A 16,296-nucleotide genomic window follows, 5' to 3' on the forward strand; every position below is an offset into this window, starting at 1 on the left:
GTGGCCGATATCAATTAGGAGTAAGAACGAATGAATGTGGTCCTCAATCTACTGGTCGGCGTGCAGATGCTGTCGGCCCTTGCAATGATCGGGCTGATCCTGATCCAGCACGGCAAGGGCGCCGACATGGGTGCGGCCTTCGGCAGCGGCAGCGCGGGCAGCCTGTTCGGTGCGAGCGGCAGTGCGAATTTCCTTTCGCGCACCACGGCAGTGCTGGCGGCGGTATTCTTTGCATGCACCTTGCTGCTGGCCTACTTCAGCCACGCACGGCCTGCGGGCGGCGGCAGCCTGCTGGAGCGCGCGGCCGTCGGTACGCTGGCAACGCCCGCTTCGGGCGCGGCAGGGCAGATTCCGGGCGGCACCTCGGGCGCAGCCCCTGCCGGTGCACCTGCTTCGGCGCCTGCCGCACCCGTTTCGGGCGCGGGCCAGATCCCGAACAAATAATCAAGTTGTTTTCATGAAGCTGTCAGTGAGAAACTGCTTCATTTCAGGGTAAACTCTAAAGCTGTTCGGAAAGCCAAACACCTTTCCAGGTACCTCATGCCATCCGAACAAAAAACCGCGGTCGTGGTGAAATTGGTAGACACGCTATCTTGAGGGGGTAGTGGCGAAAGCTGTGCGAGTTCGAGTCTCGCCGACCGCACCAAATCTCACCGGCAGAAAACCTCATCCAGAGTGTTTTCCTGCCGGTGGCAAGCGGTGAAAAATCTCCCGATGAACCTCGATTCCTATCTCCCCGTCCTCTTGTTCATTTTGGTCGGTGTCGGTGTAGGTGTCGCACCGCAAGTCATCGGCTACATCCTGGGTCCCAACCGGCCCGACGCAGCGAAGAACGCTCCCTACGAGTGCGGCTTCGAGGCCTTCGAGGATGCGCGCATGAAATTCGACGTGCGCTATTACCTCGTCGCCATTCTCTTCATCCTGTTCGATCTCGAGATTGCCTTTCTCTTTCCATGGGCCATTGCGCTCAAGGAAATCGGCGCCGTCGGCTTCTGGGCCATGATGATCTTTCTCGCCATCCTCGTCGTGGGCTTTGCCTACGAGTGGAAAAAAGGCGCGCTCGACTGGGAATGACAAGGAATCGACAAAATGGCCATTGAAGGCGTCATGAAGGAAGGCTTCGTCACCACCACCTACGACTCGGTGGTGAATTGGGCGAAGACCGGATCACTTTGGCCGATGACTTTCGGTCTGGCCTGCTGTGCCGTCGAAATGATGCACGCAGGCGCAGCCCGCTACGACATCGACCGTTTCGGCATGCTGTTCCGGCCCAGCCCGCGCCAGTCCGATCTGATGATCGTGGCCGGCACGCTGTGCAACAAGATGGCGCCGGCATTGCGCAAGGTCTACGACCAGATGCCCGAGCCGCGCTGGGTTCTTTCCATGGGCTCGTGCGCCAACGGCGGCGGCTACTACCACTACAGCTATTCGGTGGTGCGCGGCTGCGACCGCATCGTGCCGGTGGATGTCTACGTGCCGGGTTGCCCGCCCACCGCCGAGGCGCTGCTCTACGGCGTGATCCAGCTGCAGCAGAAGATTCGCCGCACCAACACCATTGCGCGCGCCTGAGGGATTGCCGACGATGACTGATTTTGCAATTTCGCCGGAGGTGCTGCGCGCCACCATTGCCGAGACGCTTGGCGCTCGCGCCAAGAGCGTGACGCTCGCACTGGGCGAGGTAACCGTAGTGGTTGCTGCCGACGCCTACATCGAGGCGGCCATGCTGCTGCGCGATGCGCCCGGCTGCCGCTTCGAGCAGCTGATCGACCTCTGCGGCATGGACTACTCCGACTACCGCGAAGGCGAGTGGCAGGGCGAGCGCTATGGCGTCGTCACGCACCTGCTGTCGGTGAGCCTCAACCAGCGCGTGCGCCTCAAGGTGTTTGCGCCGAACGAAGACCTGCCCGTGGTCGACTCGCTCCAGCCCGTGTGGAACGCCGCCACCTGGTTCGAGCGCGAAGCCTTCGACCTCTACGGCATCGTGTTCGAAGGCCACGACGACCTGCGCCGCATCCTGACCGACTACGGCTTCATCGGCCATCCGTTCCGCAAGGACTTCCCGGTGTCGGGCCACGTCGAGATGCGCTACGACGAAGAGCAGAAGCGCGTGGTCTACCAGCCGGTATCGATCGAGCCGCGGGAAATTACCCCTCGCGTGATCCGCGAAGACAACTACGGCAGCGGTTTGCACTGATATGGCCGAAATCAAGAACTACACACTCAACTTCGGTCCCCAGCATCCGGCCGCCCACGGCGTGCTGCGCCTGGTGCTCGAGCTCGACGGCGAAGTGATCCAGCGCGCCGATCCGCACATCGGCCTCCTGCACCGCGCAACCGAAAAGCTCGCCGAATCGCGCACCTTCATCCAGTCGCTGCCGTACATGGACCGTCTCGACTACGTGTCGATGATGAGCAACGAGCACGCCTACTGCCTTGCCATCGAGCGGATGATGGGCCTGGACGTGCCGATCCGCGCGCAGTACATCCGCGTGATGTTCGCCGAGATCACCCGGCTGCTGAACCACCTCCTGTGGCTCGGCGCACACGGCCTGGATTGCGGCGCGATGAACATGCTCATCTACTGCTTCCGCGAGCGTGAAGACCTGTTCGACATGTACGAAGCCGTGTCGGGCGCGCGCATGCATGCGGCGTACTTCCGCCCGGGCGGCGTCTACCGCGACCTGCCCGATGCGATGCCGCAGTACAAGGTCAGCAAGATCAAGAACGCGAAGGCGATCGAGAAGCTCAACGAGAACCGCCAGGGCTCGCTGCTCGACTTCATCGACGACTTCTGCAAGCGCTTCCCCGGAATGGTCGACGAGTACGAAACGCTGCTCACCGACAACCGCATCTGGAAGCAGCGCACCGTGGGCATCGGCGTGGTGACGCCGGAGCGCGCGCTGAACCTCGGCTTCACCGGCCCCATGCTGCGCGGCTCGGGTGTCGAATGGGACCTGCGCAAGAAGCAGCCCTACGACGTCTACGACCAGATGCAGTTCGACGTGCCGGTCGGCAAGACCGGCGACTGCTACGACCGCTACCTCGTGCGCGTGGAAGAAATGCGCCAGGCCAACAGGATCATCCAGCAGTGCTCGGCCTGGCTGCGCGCCAACCCCGGCCCGGTGATCACCGACAACCACAAGGTCGCCGCACCCGCGCGCGAATCGATGAAGGCGAACATGGAGGAACTGATCCACCATTTCAAGCTCTTCACCGAAGGCTTCCACGTGCCCGAAGGCGAGGCCTATGCCGCCGTCGAGCACCCGAAGGGCGAGTTCGGCATCTACCTGGTGAGCGACGGCGCCAACAAGCCGTACCGCCTGAAGATCCGCGCGCCCGGCTTCCCGCACCTCGCCGCCCTCGACGAAATGTCGCGCGGCCACATGATCGCCGACGCTGTCGCGGTGATCGGCACGATGGACATCGTGTTCGGCGAAATCGACAGGTGAGAAAGAGCGAATGACGACTTCCTCGACCCACCATGACACGGCGCCCTCGGCGCCTTCCGCTCCTCTGAAGCCCGCGATTCTCGAGCGCTTTGCGCGCGAGGTCGCCAAGTACCCCGAAGCCGGCAAGCAGTCGGCCGTGATGGCTTGCCTGGCCATCGTGCAGCAGGACGAAGGCTTCATCAGCATGCAGCGCGAGCGCGAGATCGCCGAGTACCTCGGCATGGCGCCGATCGCCGTGCACGAGGTCACGACCTTCTACAACATGTACAACCAGCATCCGGTGGGCAAGTTCAAGCTCAACGTTTGCACCAACCTGCCGTGCCAGCTGCGCGACGGCGTCACTGCGCTGGTCCACCTCGAGAAGAAGCTCGGCATCAAGATGGGCGAGACCACGGCCGACGGCATGTTCACGCTGCAGCAGAGCGAATGCCTGGGTGCCTGCGCCGATTCGCCCGTGATGCTGGTCAACGACCGCACCATGTGCAGCTTCATGAGCAACGAGAAGCTCGACCAGCTCATCGACGGGCTGCGTGCTTCCACCAAAGGGGAGGCCGCCTGATGTCGCCCGAACAAGTGCTCCAGCAATTCCAGGCCACGGGCGTCCAGACCTGTTTCCATGACCGCCACATCGAGCCGCAGATCTATGCCGGCCTGAACGGCACCAACTGGCGCCTGGCCGACTACGAGGCGCGCGGTGGCTACAAGGCGCTGCGCAAGATCCTCACCGAGGGCCTCACGCCCGACCAGGTGATCGCCGAAGTCAAGGCCTCGGGCCTGCGCGGCCGCGGCGGCGCGGGCTTCCCCACGGGCCTGAAGTGGAGCTTCATGCCCCGCCAGTTCCCGGGCCAGAAGTACCTCGTCTGCAACTCCGACGAAGGCGAGCCGGGTACCTGCAAGGACCGCGACATCCTGCAGTTCAACCCGCACATCGTGATCGAAGGCATGGCCATCGCCGCGTATGCGATGGGCATCAGCGTGGGCTACAACTACATCCACGGCGAGATCTTCCAGAGCTACGACCGCTTCGAGGAAGCCCTCGAAGAGGCGCGCGCCGCCGGCTATCTCGGCGACAAGATCATGGGCAGCACGTACAACTTCCAGTTGCACGCGGCCCACGGCTTCGGTGCCTACATCTGCGGCGAGGAAACCGCGCTGCTCGAATCGCTCGAAGGCAAGAAGGGCCAGCCACGCTTCAAGCCGCCGTTCCCGGCGAGCTTCGGCCTCTACGGCAAGCCGACCACCATCAACAACACCGAGACCTTCGCGGCGGTGCCCTGGATCATCAACAACGGCGGCCAGGCCTACCTCGAATGCGGCAAGCCGAACAACGGCGGCACCAAGATCTACTCGGTGAGCGGCGACGTCGAGCTGCCGGGCAACTACGAAGTGCCCATGGGCACGCCGTTCTCCAAGCTGCTCGAACTGTGCGGCGGCGTTCGCAAGGGCCGCACGCTCAAGGCCGTGATCCCCGGCGGATCGTCGTCGCCGGTGCTGCCGGCTTCGATCATGATGGAATGCACGATGGACTACGACTCCATCGCCAAGGCCGGCTCCATGCTGGGCTCGGGCGCGGTGATCGTGATGGACGACAGCCGCTCGATGGTCGAGTCGCTGCGGCGCCTCTCGTACTTCTACATGCACGAATCCTGCGGCCAGTGCACGCCGTGCCGCGAAGGCACGGGCTGGCTGTACCGCGTGGTGGACCGCATCCACAACGGGCAGGGCAGGGCGTCGGACATGGACCTCTTGAACTCCGTGGCCGACAACATCCAGGGCCGCACGATCTGCGCGCTCGGCGACGCGGCGGCCATGCCGGTGCGCGCCATGATCAAGCACTTCCGTCACGAGTTCGAGGCCCTGATCCCGGGCTACGTCCCGAAGGCGTCGGTCCAGGCATGAACCGCCGGGCCGTTCCCAAGGTGAATACCGCAGCCGAAGGCGGAGGCTGTCCGTTGGCGCGAGAAGAAACATACTCATGATCGAAATCGAACTCGACGGCAAGAAGGTCGAAGTGACCGAAGGCAGCATGGTGATGCATGCGGCCGACAAGGCGGGCACCTACATCCCGCACTTCTGCTATCACAAGAAGCTCAGCATCGCGGCCAACTGCCGCATGTGCCTGGTCGACGTGGAAAAGGCGCCCAAGCCGATGCCGGCCTGCGCCACGCCCGTCACGCAGGGCATGATCGTTCGCACCAAGAGCGAAAAGGCCATCAAGGCGCAGCAGTCGGTCATGGAGTTCCTCCTGATCAACCACCCGCTCGATTGCCCGATCTGCGACCAGGGCGGCGAGTGCCAGCTGCAGGACCTGGCCGTGGGCTACGGCGGCTCTTCTTCGCGCTACGAAGAAGAAAAGCGCGTCGTCTTCCACAAGGACGTCGGCCCGCTGATCAGCATGGAAGAGATGAGCCGCTGCATCCACTGCACGCGCTGCGTCCGCTTCGGCCAGGAAGTGGCCGGCGTGATGGAGCTCGGCATGACCCAGCGCGGCGAGCACTCCGAGATCGAAACCTTCCTCGGCGATTCGGTCGACTCCGAACTGTCGGGCAACATGATCGACATCTGCCCGGTCGGCGCGCTCACGAGCAAGCCGTTCCGCTACAGCGCCCGCACCTGGGAACTGTCGCGCCGCAAGTCGGTGAGCCCGCACGATTCCACCGGTTCCAACCTGATCGTCCAGGTCAAGAACAACCGCGTGATGCGCGTGGTGCCGCTCGAGAACGAAGAAGTCAACGAGTGCTGGATTGCCGACCGCGACCGCTTCTCGTACGAAGCGCTCAACGGCCCCGAGCGCCTCACGCAGCCCATGCTCAAGCAGGGCGGCCAGTGGCAGCAGGTCGACTGGCAGACCGCGCTCGAATATGTGGCCAATGGCCTCAAGCAGATCAAGGCCGACCACGGTGCGCAAAGCATCGGCACGCTGGTGAGCCCGCACAGCACGCTCGAAGAGTTGCAGCTCGCCGCCATGCTCACGCGTGAACTCGGCAGCGACAACATCGACTACCGCCTGCGCAACGCCGAATTCTCGGCCTTCGAAGGCGTGCGCTGGCTCGGCACCTCGATCGCATCGCTCACGCAATTGCAGCGCGCGCTGGTCGTCGGTTCGAACCTGCGCAAGGACCATCCGCTGTTCGCGCAGCGCATCCGCCAGGCCGTGCGCAAGGGCGCCGCGCTGTCGGTGATCACCTCGGCCGGCCTGATGGCCGACCGCGACGCCTGGGCCATCAGCGTGGCGCAATCGACCATCGTCGAGGCAGGCCAGTGGGTCGAGGCACTCGCGGCAGTCGCTGCCGCCATCGGCAAGACCAACGGCGCGACCGCACCGCTGGCACCCAAGAACGAGCCCGACGCCGCCGCCCAAGCCATCGCGGCCTCGCTGCTCGGCGGCGAGCGCAAGGCCATCCTGCTCGGCAATGCCGCCGCCCACCATGCAGAGGCCAGCAGCCTGCTGGCCCTTGCCAACTGGATCGGCGCGCAGACCGGCGCCACCGTCGGCTACCTGACCGAAGCCGCCAACACCGTGGGCGCGCAGCTCGTCGGCGCGTTCCCGAAGAACGGCGGCCTCGATGCCGGCCGCATGCTGGCCGCGGGCTCGGGCCTCAAGGCCGTGCTGCTGCTCAACAACGAACCGGTGTTCGACTCGGCCGCGGGCGCCGCGGCCGCCGACGTCATCGGCAATGCACAGATGGTCGTCACGCTGAGCCCCTTCAAGGCCAACCTCGAGTTCAGCGATGTGCTGCTGCCGATCGCGCCATTCACCGAGACGCCGGGCACCTTCGTCAATGCCGAAGGCCGCGTGCAGGGCTTCCATGCCGTAGTGAAGCCGCAAGGCGAGACGCGTCCGGCCTGGAAGGTGCTGCGCGTGCTGGCCAACCTGCTCGGCCTGCCGGGCTTTGCATTCGAATCGACGGCTGACGTGCTGCGCACCATCGGCGACAACGGCGCCGTGCCGGCCAACGCGCTGGACAACGCCACCGCCGCCAAGGCCGTCGCTTTGAGCGGTGCCGCTCCCGCGCCCGTGGTTGCGAGCATCTATCAACTCGACTCTATCGTGCGCCGCGCACCGTCGCTGCAACTCACCGCCGATGCGCGCAACGCATCGGCTGCTCCGGCCCGTGCCGAGGAGGCATTGGCATGATCGACGCAGTGCATGCTTTCGGCCAGGGACTGGTCCACGCGGGCTGGTGGACGGGCCTGGCCTGGCCCGTGATCTGGACGCTGATCAAGATCATCGTGGTCGTGCTTCCGCTGATGGGGGCCGTGGCCTACCTCACGCTCTGGGAACGCAAGGCGATCGGCTTCACGCAGATCCGCATCGGACCGAACCGCATCGGACCGCTGGGCCTGCTGCAGCCCATCGCCGACGCGCTCAAGCTGATGACCAAGGAAATCATTCTTCCGACGGTCGCCAACAAGGGCCTGTTCCTGCTCGGCCCGATCATGACCATCATGCCGGCGCTCGTCGCATGGGCCGTGATTCCCTTCGGCCCCGACGTGGCGCTGGCCAACATCAACGCCGGCCTGCTGTTCGTGATGGCCATCACCTCGCTCGAGGTCTACGGCGTGATCATCGCGGGCTGGGCATCGAACTCGAAGTACGCCTTCCTGGGCGCGTTGCGCGCCTCGGCACAGATGGTGAGCTACGAGATCGCGATGGGCTTCTGCTTCGTCGTGGTGCTGATGGTCTCGGCCAGCCTGAACATGACCGACATCGTGACGGGGCAGGGCAAGGGCACCTTCGCCGACATGGGCATCGGCTTCCTGTCGTGGAACTGGCTGTCGCTGCTGCCGATCTTCGTCGTCTACTTCATCTCGGGCCTGGCGGAAACCAACCGCCACCCCTTCGACGTGGTCGAAGGCGAGTCCGAGATCGTTGCGGGCCACATGATCGAGTACTCGGGCATGAGCTTCGCGATGTTCTTCCTGGCCGAGTACGCCAACATGTGGCTGGTCTCGATCCTGTGCACCGTGCTGTTCCTCGGCGGATGGCTGCCGCCGTTCGAGTTCCTGAGCTTCATCCCGGGCTGGATCTGGCTCGGTGCCAAGACCTTCTGCGTGGTCACCATGTTCCTGTGGGTCCGATCCACCTTCCCGCGCTTCCGCTATGACCAGATCATGCGGCTCGGCTGGAAGATCTTCATTCCGGTCACGCTCGTGTGGCTGGTCGTGGTCGGTGCCTGGATGCAGACCCCGTTCAACATCTGGAAATAACTGGAAGCGCCAACATCATGACTGCTGCGCATACCGCCGGCGCGCTCGCGCGCCCTTCCAAGCTCGCATCCGCGCCTTTCTCGCTCAAGGACTTCCTGGGCAGCTTCATGCTGTTCGAGCTGTTCAAGGGCCTGGCCATCACCGGCAAGTACGCCTTCGCCCGCAAGATCACGGTGCAGTTCCCCGAAGAGAAGACGCCGCTGTCGCCGCGCTTTCGGGGCCTGCATGCGCTGCGCCGCTATGAGAACGGCGAAGAGCGCTGCATTGCCTGCAAGCTCTGCGAAGCCGTGTGCCCGGCGCTGGCCATCACCATCGAATCCGATGTGCGCGACGACGGCTCGCGCCGCACCACGCGCTACGACATCGACCTGACCAAGTGCATCTTCTGCGGCTTCTGCGAAGAGAGCTGCCCGGTCGATTCGATCGTGGAGACGCACATCTTCGAATACCACGGCGAAAAGCGCGGCGACCTGTACTTCACCAAGGACATGCTGCTGGCCGTGGGCGACCGCTACGAAAAAGAAATTGCAGCGAACAAGGCGGCCGACGCCAAGTACCGCTGATCCCGCTCAGCCCGAACCCCGTACCAATTCGAATTCCAATGGACGTCAAGACCGGTCTGTTCTATCTCTTTGCCGCGGTGCTGCTGTTCGCAGCCTTCCGCGTCATCACCGCCCGCAATCCCGTGTACGCCGCGCTGTACCTGGTGCTGGCCTTCTTCCAGGCTTCGGCGATCTGGCTCTTGCTGCGCGCCGAGTTCCTGGCGATATCGCTGGTGCTCGTCTACGTGGGAGCGGTGATGGTGCTGTTCCTGTTCGTCGTGATGATGCTGGACATCAACGTCGACGGCCTGCGGCAGGGCTTCTGGAAGCACTTTCCGCTGGCTGCCGGCGTGGGCGCGCTGATTGCGCTCGAAATGGCCGCCGTGCTGATGGGCGGCTTCCGACTGGAGGCACCGCGCGCCGGTGCCGCCGCGGCAGCCCACGGCTCGAACACGCTCGAGCTCGGCAAGCTGCTGTACTCCGAGTACCTGTATCCGCTGGAGATCGCGGCCGTCATCCTGCTCGTGGCGATCGTGGCGGCCATTGCGCTGACGCTGCGCACCCGCAAGGACAGCAAGTACGTCAACCCGTCCGACCAGGTGCGCGTGAAGGCGCGGGACCGCGTGCGCATCGTGCAGATGCCGGTCACGCGCGCCGCCGAACCCGTGGTGGAAGCACCCGCAGACGCAGCTGCGGCAAAGGAAAACAAGGCATGACGCTCACGCTCGGACACTTCCTATCGCTCGGCGCCATGCTCTTTGCGCTGTCGGTGATCGGCATCTTCCTGAACCGCAAGAACCTCATCGTGCTGCTGATGGCCATCGAGCTGATGCTGCTTGCGGTGAACATGAACTTCGTGGCGTTCTCGTACTACCTGGGCGACATGCACGGCCAGATCTTCGTGTTCTTCATCCTGACGGTGGCCGCGGCCGAGTCGGCCATCGGCCTTGCGCTGCTGGTCCTGCTGTTCCGCAACAAGTCGAACATCAACGTGGACGAACTCAACTCGCTCAAGGGTTGAAAGCAACATGAGCGCAACCCTTTCCGCATCCACCCTGCTGGCCGTTCCGCTGGCACCCCTGGTCGGCGCCGTCGTCGCCGGCCTGTTCGGCACCAAGTTCGGCGGCAATCACATCGGCCGCAAGGTCACGCATTCGCTGACCATCCTCGGCGTGCTCGTCGCCTTCATCATCTCGGCCATGACGCTCAAGAGCGTGGTGGCCGACGGCGCCCGCTTCAACGCCACCATCTATGAATGGATGGTGGTGGGCGGCCTGAAGATGGAAGTCGGCTTCCTGGTCGACGGCCTCACGGCCATGATGATGTGCGTGGTGACCTTCGTCTCGCTGATGGTGCACGTCTACACCATCGGCTACATGGAAGAAGACGAGGGCTACAACCGCTTCTTCGCGTACATCTCGCTCTTCACCTTCTCGATGCTGATGCTCGTCATGAGCAACAACATGCTCCAGCTGTTCTTCGGCTGGGAGGCGGTGGGCCTGGTGTCGTACCTGCTGATCGGCTTCTGGTTCAACAAGCCGACCGCGATCTTCGCGAACATGAAGGCCTTCCTGGTCAACCGCGTGGGCGACTTCGGCTTCATCCTGGGCATCGGCCTGATCGCCGCCTACGCCGGCACGCTGAACTACGGCGAAGCCTTCGCCAAGGCCAACACGCTGGCCGGCATCACCTTCCCCGGCACCGAGTGGATGCTGGTGACCGTGATCTGCATCTGCCTGTTCATCGGCGCCATGGGCAAGAGCGCGCAGTTCCCGCTGCACGTGTGGCTGCCCGACTCGATGGAAGGCCCGACGCCCATCTCCGCGCTGATCCACGCCGCAACCATGGTGACGGCCGGCATCTTCATGGTGGCGCGCATGTCGCCGCTGTTCGAACTCAGCGACACGGCCCTGAGCTTCATCCTGGTGATCGGTGCCATCACGGCGCTGTTCATGGGTTTCCTCGGCATCATCCAGAACGACATCAAGCGCGTGGTCGCGTACTCGACGCTCTCGCAGCTGGGCTACATGACGGTGGCGCTCGGTGCCTCGGCCTACTCGGTCGCGGTGTTCCACCTGATGACGCATGCCTTCTTCAAGGCGCTGCTGTTCCTTGGCGCGGGCTCGGTGATCATCGGCATGCACCACAACCAGGACATCCGCTGGATGGGCGGCGTGCGCAAGTACATGCCGATCACCTGGATCACCTCGCTCCTGGGTTCGCTCGCGCTGATCGGCACGCCGTTCTTCGCCGGCTTCTACTCGAAGGACAGCATCATCGAAGCGGTGCACGAAAGCCACCTGTGGGGCGCGCAGTTCGCCTACTACGCGGTGCTGGCCGGCGTGTTCGTGACGGCGTTCTATTCGTTTCGCATGTACTTCCTGGTGTTCCACGGCAAGGAGCGCTACGACCAGAACCCCGACGCGCACCACCACGACGAACATGCGGAGCACGACGACGACCATGGCCACGGCCACAAGCCGCATGAATCGCCCTGGGTGGTGTGGCTGCCGCTGGTGCTGCTGGCGATCCCGTCGGTGGTGATCGGCTTCATGACGATCGAGCCGATGCTGTTCGGCGAGTTCTTCAAGGGCGCCATCGCGGTCGACGCAAACAAGCACCATGCCATGACGGAGCTCGCAGAAGCCTTCCACGGCCCGATGGCGATGGCCATCCATGGCCTGCAGACCCCGCCGTTCTGGCTGGCCCTGGCAGGCGTGGTGCTCTCGTTCTACATGTACATGGTCAACCCGGCGCTGCCGGCCGCGATCAAGCGCGCCTTCGGCCCGGTCTACCGCCTGCTCGACAACAAGTACTACCTCGACTGGATCAACGAGAACATCATCGCCCGCGGTGCGCATGCCTTCGGCACCGGGCTGTGGAAGGGCGGCGACCAGGCGCTGATCGACGGTGCGGTGGTCAACGGCTCGTGGAAGGTGGTTGGCCGCGTCTCCGGCGCGGTGCGCTGGCTGCAGTCGGGCTACATCTATCACTACGCCTTCGCGATGCTGCTCGGCATCTTCATCCTGATGACGTACTTCGTCTGGTTCAAACGCTGAGCTTTAGCGCTGGAGAAAAACAAAAATGGGTTTGTTGAGCCTTGCCATCTGGGTGCCGATCGCATTCGGTGTCGCGTTGCTGGCGTTCGGCCGTGACGAGCATGCCAGGGGCGTGCGCTGGGTCGCGCTGGTCGGCGCGATCGTGAGCTTCCTGGTGACCGTGCCGCTTTACACGGGCTTCGAGAACGGCACTGCCGCGATGCAGTTCGTCGAGAAGGGCAGCTGGATCGCGCGCTTCAATGTCAACTACCACCTGGGTGTCGACGGCCTGTCGCTCTGGCTGGTGCTGCTGACCTCGTTCATCACGGTGGTGGTCGTGATCTCGGCCTGGGAAGTGATCACCGAGCGCGTGAACCAGTACATGGGCGCGTTCCTGATCCTCTCGGGCTTCATGATCGGCGTGTTCGCCGCGCTGGACGGCATCCTGTTCTACGTGTTCTTCGAAGCCACGCTGATCCCGATGTACCTGATCATCGGCATCTGGGGCGGCCCGAACAAGATCTACGCGGCCTTCAAGTTCTTCATCTACACCTTGCTCGGCTCCCTGCTGATGCTGGTGGCGCTGATCTACCTGTACAACAAGTCGGGCGGCAGCTTCGACATCCTGAGCTGGCACAAGCTGCCGCTGGGCTCGACGGCGCAGACCTTCCTGTTCTTCGCGTTCTTTGCCGCCTTCGCCGTCAAGGTGCCGATGTGGCCGGTCCACACCTGGCTGCCGGACGTGCACGTCGAGGCGCCGACCGGCGGCTCGGCCGTGCTGGCCGCGATCATGCTGAAGCTCGGCGCCTACGGCTTCCTGCGCTTCTCGATGCCGATCGCACCCGATGCCTCGCACGAATGGGCCTGGCTCATGATCGCGCTGTCGCTGATCGCGGTGATCTACGTCGGCCTGGTGGCGCTGGTGCAGGAAGACATGAAGAAGCTCGTGGCCTACTCGTCGGTTGCCCACATGGGCTTCGTGACGCTCGGCTTCTTCATCTTCAACGAGCTGGGCGTGTCCGGCGGCATCGTGCAGATGATTGCCCACGGCTTCGTCTCGGGCGCCATGTTCCTTGGCATCGGCGTGCTCTACGACCGCGTGCATTCGCGCCAGATCGCCGACTACGGCGGCGTGGTCAACACCATGCCCAAGTTCGCCGCGTTCGCGCTGCTGTTCGCCATGGCCAATTGCGGCCTGCCGGGCACCGCCGGTTTCGTGGGCGAGTGGATGGTCATCCTGGGTGCGGTCAAGGCCAACTTCTGGATCGGCGCCGGCGCCGCCACCGCGCTGATCTTCGGTGCGGCCTACACCTTGTGGATGTACAAGCGTGTGTACCTCGGCCCGGTCGGCAACGACCACGTCAAGGAACTCACCGACATCAATGCCCGCGAATTCCTGATGCTGTCGCTGCTGGCCATTGCCGTGCTGTGGATGGGCATCCATCCGAAGCCGTTCACCGATGTGATGGACGCTTCCGTGACCGAGCTTCTTCGCCATGTGGCGATCTCGAAGCTGCCCTGATATGACCCCCACGTTTGCGGCTACGCCGCTGCTCTGCCCCCCGAGGGGGCCCTGGACCGGCTTGGGGCGGCCCTGCGCCGTCCAGCCACGCTGAAGAAGAGAACGAGATGATTGACAAACTCAGCTGGGTCGCGATCTACCCCGAAATCGTGCTGCTGGTCATGGCCTGCATCATTGCGCTGGTCGACCTGTCGAGCACCAGTGCGCAGCGCACGCGCACCTACATCCTGACGCTGCTCACGCTGGCCGCGGTGGCCGTGCTCACGGGCCTTGCCGCCAACGACGGCAAGACGGTCTACGGCTTCGGCGGCATGGTCGTGAGCGATCCCATGGGCAACTGGCTCAAGTGCTTTGCCACCGTGGCCCTGATGGTCACGCTGGTCTACGGACGGCCCTATGCGGCGGACCGCGACATGCTGCGCGGCGGCGAGATGTTCACCATCGGCATGTTCGCGCTGCTGGGCATGTTCGTGATGATCTCGGGCAGCAACTTCCTGCTGATCTACCTCGGCCTCGAGCTGCTCACGCTGTCGAGCTATGCGCTGGTGGCGCTGCGCCGCGACAACGCGGTGGCCAGCGAAGCGGCCATGAAGTACTTCGTGCTCGGCGCCATGGCCAGCGGCTTCCTGCTCTATGGCCTGTCGATGCTGTACGGCGCGACCGGTTCGCTCGACACCAACGAAGTGTTCAAGATCATCGCGAGCGGCAAGGTGAACCACCAGGTGCTGGTGTTCGGCCTGGTGTTCATCGTGGCGGGCCTGGCCTTCAAGGTGGGGGCGGCGCCTTTCCACATGTGGGTGCCCGACGTCTACCAGGGCGCTCCGACGGCGGTCACGCTGCTGATCGGCGCGGCGCCCGAGCTGGCCGCCTTTGCCATCATCATCCGCCTGCTGGTGGAAGGGCTGCTGCCGCTGGCCATCGACTGGCAGCAGATGCTGGCGCTCCTGGCCATCGCCTCGCTGCTGGTGGGCAACCTGGCCGCCATCGCACAGACCAACCTCAAGCGCATGCTGGCCTACTCGACCATTGCGCAGATGGGCTTCATGCTGCTCGGCCTGGTGGCGGGCGTGGTCAACGGCAACACCTACAACGCACAGTTCGCCTACAGCGCCTCGATGTTCTACATCGTGACCTACGTGCTGACCACGCTGGCGAGCTTCGGCATCATCCTGCTGCTGGCGCGCGAGGGTTTCGAAAGCGAAGAGATCACCGACCTGGCCGGCCTGAACCAGCGCAGCCCGCTGTACGCCGGCGTGATGGCCATCGCGATGTTCTCGCTGGCGGGCCTGCCGCCGCTGGTCGGTTTCTACGCCAAGCTGGCGGTGCTGCAGGCGCTGATCGCCTCGGGCCAGGCGCTCTACATCGGCCTGGCGGTGTTTGCGGTGGTCATGTCGCTGATCGGCGCCTTCTACTACCTGCGCGTGGTCAAGGTCATGTACTTCGACGCTCCGGTCACGGCCAGCACCGTGTCGGCGCCGCGCGACGTGCGCACCGTGCTGTCGATCAACGGCCTGCTGATCCTCGTGCTGGGCATCGTGCCCGGCGGCCTCATGACGCTGTGCGCCAAGGCCATCGTGGCCACGCTGGCGAACTGATCCCGGCCCGCCCACGGTGTCGCAAACCGCATCGGTCTGGGTCGTTCTGCTGGTGGCGCTGGTGGCGGCCAACCTGCCGTTCTTCAATGACCGGCTGTTCGGCGTCGTGCCCCTGGCCACGCGGCCCAAGCCGCTTTCGGTGCGGCTCGCCGAACTGGTGGTGCTGTATTTCGCCGCGGGCGGCGTGGGCTTGCTGTTCGAAAGCCGGGCAGGGCAGATCGCCCCCCAGGGCTGGGAGTTCTACGCGGTGACCGGCGCGCTTTTCATCGTGCTGGCCTTTCCAGGGTTCACCTGGCGCTACCTCATGAAGCACAGGCACGGATGACCGACATGACTTCTCCCATCGCCGATTCGCACCTGAAGGAAGAACGCACGGCCAGCGAGGTGCTGGTCAAGGGCAACTTCCTCCAGGTCTGCCGCGACACCGTGCGCCTGCCCGACGGCCACAGCGCCACGCGCGAGTACGTGATCCACCCGGGCGCGGTGGTGGTGATTCCGCTGCTCGACGACGGCCGCGTGGTGCTGGAGCGGCAGTACCGCTATCCGGTCGGGCACGTGATGGTCGAGTTTCCGGCCGGCAAGCTCGATGCGGGCGAAGACCCGCTGGTGTGCGGCCAGCGCGAACTGCTCGAGGAAACCGGCTACACCGCGAGCGAATGGGCCTACGCCGGCGCCATGCACCTGGCCGTGGCGTATTCCACCGAGATCATCCACATCTACTTTGCGCGCGGCCTGTCGCTCGGCAAGCGGCAGCTCGACCACGGCGAGTTTCTCGACGTGTTCACGGCCACGCCGGCCGAAGTTGCGCTCTGGTGCCGCGACGGCACGCTCACCGATGCCAAGTCGCTGACCTGCACGCTGTGGCTGCAGAACGTTCTTTCGGGTGCATGGTCACTTGATTGGCAAGCCACCGCTTCGCAGGGCGGCGCGGGATAATCC

Annotated in this window: 17 protein-coding genes and 1 tRNA gene; all 18 read left to right on the forward strand. The window is 64.3% G+C overall.

Annotation, left to right across the window (positions count from 1 at the left end; all coding sequences use genetic code 11):
• The first annotated feature begins 30 nt into the window (after positions 1–30).
• The 18 genes from secG (at position 31) to VPA02S_RS25790 (ending at position 16,293) form a co-directional block, all read left to right on the forward strand.
• Entirely contained in the window at positions 31–444 is a 414-nt protein-coding gene (secG, locus tag VPA02S_RS25705; RefSeq protein WP_062366434.1) for a preprotein translocase subunit SecG, read from the forward strand.
• A gap of 117 nt (positions 445–561) precedes the next feature.
• Positions 562–646, forward strand: a tRNA-Leu gene (locus tag VPA02S_RS25710).
• A gap of 68 nt (positions 647–714) precedes the next feature.
• Positions 715–1,074, forward strand: coding sequence for an NADH-quinone oxidoreductase subunit A (locus tag VPA02S_RS25715; RefSeq protein ID WP_012748607.1), 360 nt, complete (start codon positions 715–717; stop codon positions 1,072–1,074).
• Positions 1,075–1,089: 15 nt separating this feature from the next.
• Positions 1,090–1,569 (forward strand): NuoB/complex I 20 kDa subunit family protein, encoded by a 480-nt coding sequence (locus VPA02S_RS25720; protein ID WP_012748606.1) that lies wholly within the window; start codon positions 1,090–1,092, stop codon positions 1,567–1,569.
• A 13-nt stretch (positions 1,570–1,582) separates the two neighbouring features.
• On the forward strand, positions 1,583–2,194 hold the full coding sequence (locus tag VPA02S_RS25725) for an NADH-quinone oxidoreductase subunit C (protein ID WP_012748605.1): 612 nt from the start codon (positions 1,583–1,585) through the stop codon (positions 2,192–2,194).
• 1 nt (position 2,195) lies between these two features.
• On the forward strand, positions 2,196–3,449 hold the full coding sequence (locus VPA02S_RS25730) for an NADH-quinone oxidoreductase subunit D (RefSeq protein WP_018905852.1): 1,254 nt from the start codon (positions 2,196–2,198) through the stop codon (positions 3,447–3,449).
• A 10-nt stretch (positions 3,450–3,459) separates the two neighbouring features.
• Complete coding sequence (locus VPA02S_RS25735; RefSeq protein ID WP_012748603.1) at positions 3,460–4,008, forward strand: NADH-quinone oxidoreductase subunit NuoE family protein; 549 nt, start codon at positions 3,460–3,462, stop codon at positions 4,006–4,008.
• A complete protein-coding gene (gene nuoF / locus VPA02S_RS25740) occupies positions 4,008–5,348 on the forward strand; it encodes an NADH-quinone oxidoreductase subunit NuoF (RefSeq protein ID WP_012748602.1) in 1,341 nt (446 codons plus the stop codon). The genes VPA02S_RS25735 and nuoF overlap by 1 nt, the downstream gene beginning before the upstream one ends.
• Positions 5,349–5,424: 76 nt before the next feature.
• Positions 5,425–7,587 (forward strand): NADH-quinone oxidoreductase subunit NuoG, encoded by a 2,163-nt coding sequence (nuoG, locus tag VPA02S_RS25745; RefSeq protein ID WP_062366436.1) that lies wholly within the window; start codon positions 5,425–5,427, stop codon positions 7,585–7,587.
• A complete protein-coding gene (gene nuoH / locus VPA02S_RS25750) occupies positions 7,584–8,660 on the forward strand; it encodes an NADH-quinone oxidoreductase subunit NuoH (RefSeq protein WP_012748600.1) in 1,077 nt (358 codons plus the stop codon). Before nuoG ends, nuoH begins: the two co-directional genes overlap by 4 nt.
• A 17-nt stretch (positions 8,661–8,677) precedes the next feature.
• On the forward strand, positions 8,678–9,223 hold the full coding sequence (gene nuoI, locus VPA02S_RS25755) for an NADH-quinone oxidoreductase subunit NuoI (RefSeq protein ID WP_012748599.1): 546 nt from the start codon (positions 8,678–8,680) through the stop codon (positions 9,221–9,223).
• 38 nt (positions 9,224–9,261) lie between these two features.
• Positions 9,262–9,918, forward strand: coding sequence for an NADH-quinone oxidoreductase subunit J (locus tag VPA02S_RS25760; RefSeq protein WP_018905854.1), 657 nt, complete (start codon positions 9,262–9,264; stop codon positions 9,916–9,918).
• Positions 9,915–10,223 carry an NADH-quinone oxidoreductase subunit NuoK gene (nuoK, locus tag VPA02S_RS25765; protein WP_012748597.1) on the forward strand — a complete coding sequence of 103 codons (309 nt, stop codon included), beginning with the start codon at positions 9,915–9,917 and terminating at the stop codon, positions 10,221–10,223. Before VPA02S_RS25760 ends, nuoK begins: the two co-directional genes overlap by 4 nt.
• A gap of 7 nt (positions 10,224–10,230) precedes the next feature.
• Positions 10,231–12,261 carry an NADH-quinone oxidoreductase subunit L gene (gene nuoL, locus VPA02S_RS25770; RefSeq protein WP_062366438.1) on the forward strand — a complete coding sequence of 677 codons (2,031 nt, stop codon included), beginning with the start codon at positions 10,231–10,233 and terminating at the stop codon, positions 12,259–12,261.
• A 25-nt stretch (positions 12,262–12,286) separates the two neighbouring features.
• Positions 12,287–13,762, forward strand: coding sequence for an NADH-quinone oxidoreductase subunit M (locus VPA02S_RS25775; RefSeq protein ID WP_062366440.1), 1,476 nt, complete (start codon positions 12,287–12,289; stop codon positions 13,760–13,762).
• 107 nt (positions 13,763–13,869) lie between these two features.
• On the forward strand, positions 13,870–15,357 hold the full coding sequence (gene nuoN / locus VPA02S_RS25780) for an NADH-quinone oxidoreductase subunit NuoN (protein WP_018905857.1): 1,488 nt from the start codon (positions 13,870–13,872) through the stop codon (positions 15,355–15,357).
• Between the two features lie 16 nt (positions 15,358–15,373).
• Positions 15,374–15,682: a DUF2818 family protein gene (locus VPA02S_RS25785; RefSeq protein ID WP_062366442.1), complete on the forward strand. Its 309-nt coding sequence runs from the start codon at positions 15,374–15,376 to the stop codon at positions 15,680–15,682.
• Between the two features lie 5 nt (positions 15,683–15,687).
• A complete protein-coding gene (locus VPA02S_RS25790; protein WP_026284159.1) occupies positions 15,688–16,293 on the forward strand; it encodes an NUDIX domain-containing protein in 606 nt (201 codons plus the stop codon).
• The last annotated feature ends 3 nt before the right edge of the window (positions 16,294–16,296 follow it).

This window comes from Variovorax paradoxus NBRC 15149, assembly GCF_001591365.1.
GTDB lineage: Bacteria > Pseudomonadota > Gammaproteobacteria > Burkholderiales > Burkholderiaceae_C > Variovorax > Variovorax paradoxus.